The 7,331-nt window shown below is 69.3% G+C and carries 7 protein-coding genes and 1 tRNA gene; 6 read left to right on the top strand and 2 right to left on the bottom strand.

The annotated features are described in order from the left end of the window. Nucleotides 1–72: 72 nt before the first annotated feature. The 3 genes from JWN68_RS01710 to JWN68_RS01700 all read left to right on the top strand — a co-directional run bounded on the left by JWN68_RS01710 (nucleotide 73) and on the right by JWN68_RS01700 (nucleotide 2,688). Nucleotides 73–145: transfer RNA gene (locus JWN68_RS01710), tRNA-Gly, on the top strand. A gap of 222 nt (nucleotides 146–367) precedes the next feature. Then, on the top strand, nucleotides 368–1,597 hold the full coding sequence (locus JWN68_RS01705; RefSeq protein WP_297733746.1) for a hypothetical protein: 1,230 nt from the start codon (nucleotides 368–370) through the stop codon (nucleotides 1,595–1,597). Continuing rightward, entirely contained in the window at nucleotides 1,597–2,688 is a 1,092-nt protein-coding gene (locus tag JWN68_RS01700; RefSeq protein WP_297733743.1) for a hypothetical protein, read from the top strand. Before JWN68_RS01705 ends, JWN68_RS01700 begins: the two co-directional genes overlap by 1 nt. Nucleotides 2,689–2,700: 12 nt before the next feature. Here JWN68_RS01700 and JWN68_RS01695 read toward each other — a convergent pair whose 3' ends face one another. Next, the gene (locus JWN68_RS01695) at nucleotides 2,701–4,197 is read right to left on the bottom strand and encodes a hypothetical protein (RefSeq protein WP_297733740.1); all 1,497 of its coding nucleotides are present in this window, start codon (nucleotides 4,195–4,197) and stop codon (nucleotides 2,701–2,703) included. A 151-nt stretch (nucleotides 4,198–4,348) separates the two neighbouring features. Between JWN68_RS01695 and JWN68_RS01690 the strand changes: the two genes are divergently transcribed. Then, nucleotides 4,349–4,981, top strand: a complete 633-nt coding sequence (locus tag JWN68_RS01690; RefSeq protein ID WP_297733737.1) for a DUF2461 domain-containing protein — start codon at nucleotides 4,349–4,351, stop codon at nucleotides 4,979–4,981. 217 nt (nucleotides 4,982–5,198) lie between these two features. Continuing rightward, nucleotides 5,199–5,363, top strand: a complete 165-nt coding sequence (locus JWN68_RS01685) for a hypothetical protein (protein ID WP_297733734.1) — start codon at nucleotides 5,199–5,201, stop codon at nucleotides 5,361–5,363. Between the two features lie 4 nt (nucleotides 5,364–5,367). On the opposite strand, the gene JWN68_RS01680 is transcribed toward JWN68_RS01685, so the two are convergent. Beyond that, nucleotides 5,368–5,826: an Rrf2 family transcriptional regulator gene (locus JWN68_RS01680; RefSeq protein WP_297733731.1), complete on the bottom strand. Its 459-nt coding sequence runs from the start codon at nucleotides 5,824–5,826 to the stop codon at nucleotides 5,368–5,370. 196 nt (nucleotides 5,827–6,022) lie between these two features. Here JWN68_RS01680 and JWN68_RS01675 point away from each other — a divergent pair. Continuing rightward, a partial coding sequence (locus JWN68_RS01675) for an acyl-CoA dehydrogenase family protein (protein WP_297733729.1) occupies nucleotides 6,023–7,331 on the top strand: 1,309 nt, incomplete at its 3' end.

The following is a 7,331-nucleotide window of genomic DNA, read 5'->3' as shown; positions in this document are numbered from 1 at the left end:
CCCTGATGACTGATTCGTCCACTCCGCTCGGTCGAGCCGAGGAGGACGTCGGGTACGATACCGGCGCAACCTGCGGATGAACCTCAGCTGGTAGAGCGCGACCTTCCCAAGGTCGATGTCGCGAGTTCGAATCTCGTCATCCGCTCCGAACGCCGCGACTGGCTCGCGGCGCAGCCGCGAGGCCGTCGCGGCGCCACGCCGGGGTCGAGTGATGAAATGGCTCCATCCACGGCGGGGCTCATCACTCGACTCGAGAGGGCGAGGCAGCGCCCCGGCCCACCCCTGTGACGGATGTGAAAGTTGCGTCCAGTGTGATCAGGGGGGACAGTGGGGTGCCCACGATGTCCAGCACATTGAGGCCTTCCCCATGTTCTCCCCTTCCCCCGCCACATCCGAGCGCTCGGCCGACTCCACCCGAGTCCGCCGGCGCCGGCGCATTGGCGCTGCGACCGGCGCCCTCGCACTCCTGGTCGCGGCCAGCCCGTTCCTGCCCGGAGACTCCGGTCCGAGACCGGCCATGACCCCCAGGTCGAACGAGTCCAGCCAGCCGACGCAGGCGGGCGCGCCGGGGCTGGGGGCGATCACCCCGGAGTTGCAGGCCGAGATCGACCGGGTCGTCGCGGAGGGCCCGCGCAGCACGGTGTCGCCCCGCTCATCGGCGTACGCCCTGGCAGCGGCCGCCTCCCGCTGTGCGGTGTTCGAGGGACAGCGCTACTGCCTCGGCCTGGGCTGGACGACCCAGAGCCAGGACGAGGTGGCCTCGCGGCTGGCGACCGCAGCGGGTCCCGCCCCCGGACGGACGAAGCCGGAGCAGACCGGTGACCTCGGCGCGCTGGCGGCGCTGCGTCGCTACAGCCGCCTCTCCCCGCGCGAGCGCGCCGCCGCAGAGCGGGCCGAGCTCACTGCCGCTGCCCGCTCGGTCGCGAAGGTGTGGCTGATCCGCCACGAGATCCAGGGCGTCCCGCTGCCCGAGCGCTTCCTGGAGGAGCATCCGGAGGCTGCGCTGGCCGCGCGCACGAGCGCGCGCAAGCACCCCCGGGCCTTCAAGATCCTCCGCGAGAAGCAGGTCCGGCCACAGAACCGCACCTACTACTGCGGACCGGCGACCGCTCAGATGATCGCCTGGGGATGGCGCGATCGCCGCCAGGGCCAGGCGCTCTGGGCCGACCGGTTGCACACGACGAGTGCCGGCACGTCGATCACCGACATGGTCCGGGTGGTCAACCACAACACCGGCTACGACGGCGACGAGCACGCTGGGCCGTACATCGTGCTCGACATCAGCGACTTCACCTTCGCCGAGTGGTTCCGGCTGATGAAGAAGCACCTTCACACCTACCAGGCGCCCGTGGTGCTCCATCCGATCCTGGCCAAGAAGTACTTCCCCTACCTCGACGACGACGCGTCCGGGCACTTCCAGGTGGGCCGCGGCTACGACAAGAACCCGGGAGGCCAACCGATGCTGAGCTACTTCGAGCCTTGGGACCAGAGCAGGTTCGACCCCACCGAGCCCCGAATCGCGCGCACCCAGTGGCAGTCGGCCTACAAGAGCTATCGCGCCAACCGGGCCCACTTCCAGCACAACCTGGGCCTCTGATGCGCCGCGCTGCCCGTACGGCGATGGCAGCGACCCTGCTTCTCCTCGCGGCCGCGTGTGCCGACGACGAGCGCGAGCCCGCCGAGGCACCGACGACGTCATCGGCTGCCGCCAGCGAGGCGCCGTCCGAGACGGAGTCGGCCCCGACCGAGCCGGTTGAGCCTGCCCAGCAGCTCGAGTGGCAACCCACCGGTCACGGGGTGGACGAGCGGGTGGTCGTCGGCGAGTCGTGGACGGCCCTCGCACAGCGCGGCGACGTCCGCTTCGAGAGCACGACCGGCGGGGACGACGTCGTCCTCGACGCCGTGACGAGCGGCGAGGTCGACGCGCTGCTGCTGGACGGCGAGACGGCGGTGGTGTCCTACTCCTTCGGTGGGGAGGTGGCCAGCGGCCTCGGCTACCGCGTCGACCTCTCCACGGGCGAGCAGATCAAGATCGTCGTCCCCGAGCCCGCGAACGGGGGCGACTGGGCGCTGGTCGACAACAGCCTCTACTACCCGGGCCTGGCGGAGGACGGCCGCGCCTGCCTTGCGACGCTCGCCGTTGCCGACGGCAACGGTGAGGACGGCTGGTGTCCGCCGGGTCGCGTAGGCATCGCGGAGCTCGACGCCAACGAGCACGGCGTCGCGGCGATGCTCTTCGACTACGGCAGCGACATCTCGTGCCGCACCCTGACCCTGCTCGACCGGGCGGGGGTCCCGCAGCCGGTGGACGGTCCGGGCGAGTGCATCGGTTGGGACATCGCGGCCACCAGCACCGGCATCATCTTCTCGGAGGTTCCGCGACCGCGGCGCCAGGAGCGCGCGGTGTTCAGCACGATCACGGAGGGGGGCCAGCCCCAGATCCTTGCCAAGGGCACGACCGGTTCGCTGGTCTCCTGCGGGGGTGACGCCTTCTTCGTCAGCGACCCGACCACGGCGAGCGAGCCGGCGCGACTGATGCGCTGGGACGGCACGGACCTGTCGGTGGCCTACCAGTCGGCGTCGAAGGGCAACGCGTTCCTGGGCCGGCCGGAGTGCGCCGACGGCATCCTCACGATCTCTTCCTTCGGCGAGGACGGCGACGAGCAGGTGTACGCACGCGTCTCGTGAGGGCGAGTTGCGTCAGCCCTTGACGGTGACCTTGGTGGCGGTCGTCGAAACCCGGCCTCCGCCGTCGTCGCGACCTTGACGCTGGCGGCGATCTTGCCGAGCTTGGCGATCCGGGCTCGGATCGCCTTCGACAGCGTGATGGTGAAGATCTTCGAGCCGGTCGCGGCGACGGAGGCCTTGGCCGTGCCGATCGTCGTCGACTTCACGCCCAGCTTCTTGGCGATCTTCTTCGACACCGTCGCCGACGCCTTCGCCGAGCAGGGCCCGCTGCAGGCGAGCGTGACCTTGATGCCCTTCGAGGCCTTGGCGGTCGTGGCCACCACCGACGTGGACGCCGGCGCGGGGGGGCGGTGGCGGTGGTGGCGGTGGTGGCGGTGGTGGTGGTGCTGGCGGCGCTGGGGGCTGGGGTTGCGGGACAGGTGTGATGGTCCCCCCGGAGACTCCACCGGACCCGGTGCCGATACCGCCGGAGGACGTGCCGGTCGCGGAATTCGAGACCACTCCACCGCCGGGTTTGAGCTGGAAGGACTGCACGGGTCCCACGACGGGCAGCTCGGCACCTGTCGGGTCCACGATGCCGCGCCAGAAGTAGGTCACCCCGGTCTGGAGCTGGGGTATCGGTGCGCCCCAGTCGGTGGCCACACCGAAGGAGGGCCCGTACTGGTTGGCGTTGAAGGGCAGCTCGTCGGAGCCGAGGATCGATCCCATGCCCGGATCGGTGCTGATCTCGATACGGGCGACTCCGCTCCGGTTGTTCACCACGGCTTGGAACTCCGACAACATCCCGTACGTGGTGGGAGTGGACGATGCCCACGGGAGGGTCGCGCGGTCGTAGGACGACGGTCGGTCGTAGAGGACGGTGACCGGGTTGGCCGACGGGGTGGGACTGAAGACGTAGGTGTTGTTCTGGCGCAGCAACATCGTCGGGTTGGAGTTGCCGTCCGCCACCTCGAGGTGGGCGTCCAGGATCGCACCGGACAGCGGTTGGCTCATCGTGACCGGGAACTGGAACTCCCAGTAGTGACCCTGGGCCACGCCCCAGAGGTTGCCGCCGGAGCCGGAGCCGTTGTTCCAGTAGGCGTTGGTGCCGTCCATGTTGCCCCAGCCCGGACAGTTGGCCTGTGGTGCCGAACCGCCGGAGCCGTCATAGGCGCACTGGATCTGACGGTTCGGGTCCCAGCCCATCCCGGAGGGCAGGTAGAAGCGGGGACGGAAGTAGCTGCCACCCGCGCACGGGTTGCCCATGCCGTACACGCGAAAGCGGATCCAGCCCTTGTCGCCGGCAGCCGGACGCGCTGACTGTGGATCGGCGAGGTAGCCGACGTAGGCGCCGACGCCGGCCTCGTAGTAGGGGCTCCCTTGGATCACCGAGAAGCAGTTGAGGACCTGGCTGTAGCTGACCTGGCCGTCGTACCACCCGGCCGTACTCGACGTCTCCCACCACTCCGCGGCGTGCACCGGACCGGGTGAGACCGCCACCAGACCGGTTGCGGCAAGAACAGCGCCCACCGCTCGTACCAGCAGGCGGTGCCTATGCAAGCGAAACGCACCCACGACTGACTCCCTCCCGAGACGTCCCAAGCAGCGTGACAGAGGATGCGGCTGATGTCTGTGGTGGTCGGGACCGGCCGGAGTGCAGGCCTCGGCTAGCGTCTCGTAGGTGAGCTTCACCGGATTCCCCGTCGCCGCGCTCGACTTCTACGACGACCTCGAGATGGACAACACCAGGTCGTTCTGGGAGACCAACAGGGGCGTCTACGACCAGTCGGTGGCTGCGCCGATGAAGGCGCTGACCGCAGCCCTGGCCCCCGAATTCGGCGCCGCGAAGGTGTTCCGTCCCTACCGCGACGTCCGCTTCGCCAAGGACAAGACTCCCTACAAGACCCATCAGGGAGCCTTCGTCGGGGTGGCTCCGGCGACCGGCTGGTACGTCGAGGTGTCCGCCCGCGGCGTACGCACAGGTGCCGGCTTCTACAACGCCGACGCACCGACGCTTGCCGCCTTCCGCGACGCGATCGTCGACGACTCGTCGGGGCCGCAGCTGCAGCGGATCCTGGCGAAGCTCGAGAAGGCGGGCTTCGAGATCTCCGGCGAGCAGCTGAAGACCTCGCCGCGGGGCTACGACCGCGAGCACCCGCGGATCGACCTGCTGCGGCACAAGCAGCTCTTCGCCGGCCGGACCATCGGCTTCGAGCCGGTCATCCACACCGCCGAGGTAGCCGAGGTCGTCCGCGCGGACTGGAAGGCGTACAAGCCGTTCGTCGACTGGCTGTCCCGGCTCGAGCGGGAGTAGGCGCACTGGTCCCCCGGTTACCCGGGGGAATTGAACGTTCGCTGGGCCTGCAACACCCGCGAACGTCATGGAAACCTCGTGAAGTCCGACCTTCCCGTGGGGTCACGCCCAGTTCACCGGACGGTCCCCCGGCCCCGCCACCGTGTGGGTATGCCGAAGCGCCACGTCTTCCTCCACAGGCGGGAGCGACGAGCTTCCCGTTGCCTGGTCGGCGAAGGTGAAGTCGAGCCGCATCCCCCGCCTCGGTGACGACCCGTCCGGTGCGACCGTGGCGGCGGAGGTGCTCAGCCTGTCGCTGACCGAGGAGAAGGCGCGGCTCGACTCGAGGCTGCTGAAGCTGAAGCAGCGGCGCAAGCGCGTGGAGAACGAGTTCGCGGCCTGAGTGCTCAGTGCGGCTGCCAGGCGTCCTCGTCAGCCGTGAGGTCGGCGACCGCCGACGGCAGCTGGCCGTCGACGAGGTCCTGGATCGAGACCGCCTCGAAGACCGAGCGCAGAGCGTGCCGCGCTGCGATCCACACGTGCTGGAGCACCTGGGCCGACTCGCCGTACGCCACGGCCTCGGGCCGCAGGCCGTAGACCGAGACCAGCGGGCCGTCGACAGCACGGATCACGTCGGCGACCGACACCGAGTCCGGTGAGCGAGCGAACCGCCACCCGCCCGACTGACCGCGCTGGGAGACCACGACGTCCGAACGTCGCAGGTCGGCCAGGATCGCCTGGAGGAAGCCGTGCGGGATGTCCTGCGCCTTGCCCAGCTGCTCAGCGCTGACCGCAGTGCCGTCGGTGCGAGCGGCGATCTCGATCAGCGCCCGGAGGGCGTAGTCGGCCTTGGCGGAAACGCGCATGGGCGCAGTTTGTCAGAGAAGTCGGTCAAGTCGCTCAACGTTGACGCACTGGCCCCGCACTGGGCCGAACCGACCGCTGTGACCAGCCACATGTCCGATTCGTGTTGCGCGCGCCTTCTCGGGGAGGCATCATGGATGTTACTGACGAGTAGTAGGCGTGCCTGCTAGCTCCCCCCTCAGACGGAATAGGTCGATCGTGAGCCACTACAAGAGCAACCTGCGAGACATCGAGTTCAACCTCTTCGAGGTCCTCGGCCGGGACGAGGTCCTCGGCCAGGGACCCTTCGCCGAGGTCGACGGGGAGGTCGCTCGCGAGATCCTCGCCGAGGTCGACCGGTTGTCGCGCGAGGACCTGGCCGCGTCGTACGTCGACAGCGACCGCAACCCGCCGGTCTTCGACCCCCAGACGAACACCGCGCCGGTGCCGGAGTCCTTCAAGAAGAGCTACCAGGCCTGGATGGACTCGGAGTACTGGCGCCTGCAGATCCGCGAGGAGCTCGGCGGCACGCCCGCGCCCTCGTCGCTGGTGTGGGCCATGGGCGAGATGGTGCTCGGCGCCAACGCCCCCGTGTGGATGTATGCCGCCGGCCCGCCGTTCGCCGGCGTCGTCTACGCCAACGGCAACGAGCGCGACCAGCGCGTCGCGGAGATCATGGTCGACCGTCAGTGGCCCTGCACGATGGTGCTGACCGAGCCCGATGCCGGGTCCGACGTCGGAGCCGGCCGGACGAAGGCCACGCCCAACGAGGACGGCTCCTGGAACGTCACCGGCGTCAAGCGGTTCATCACCTCCGCCGAGGGTGGTCTCAGCGACAACACCATGCACCTCGTCCTGGCCCGTCCTGAGGGCGTCGAAGGTGCCGGCGGTCCGGGGACCAAGGGTCTGTCGCTCTTCTGGATGCCGACCCACCACTTCGACCACCAGACCGGCGAGCTGACCGGCGAGCGCAACGGCGTCTACGTCACCAACGTCGAGCACAAGATGGGCATCAAGGTCTCCAACACCTGCGAGGTCGCCTTCGGCGACCCGTCGGTCGGCGGCGGCGAACCGGCCCGGGGCTGGCTTCTCGGCGAGGTGCACGACGGCATCGCCCAGATGTTCCAGGTCATCGAGAACGCCCGGATGATGGTCGGGTCCAAGGCCATCGCGACGCTCTCCACCGGCTACCTCAACGCCCTCGACTACGCGAAGACGCGAGTCCAGGGTGCCGACCTCACGCAGGCGTCGGACAAGACCGCCCCGCGGGTGACGATCACCCACCACCCCGACGTACGTCGTTCGCTGATGACGCAGAAGTCGTTCTCCGAGGCGATGCGGTCCCTGGTGCTCTACACCGCGTCCTGGCAGGACAGGGTGATGCTCGCCGAGCACGCCGGCGAGCGCGACGAGCTGGCGGAGAAGGTCAACGACCTGCTGCTCCCGATCGTGAAGGGCTACGGCTCGGAGCGCTCGTGGGTGCTGCTCGGCACCGAGTCGCTGCAGACCTTCGGCGGCTCCGGCTTCC

The organism is Nocardioides sp. (assembly GCF_025964975.1).
Lineage (GTDB): Bacteria > Actinomycetota > Actinomycetes > Propionibacteriales > Nocardioidaceae > Nocardioides.
This window is presented reverse-complemented; position numbering and strand designations above follow the sequence as displayed.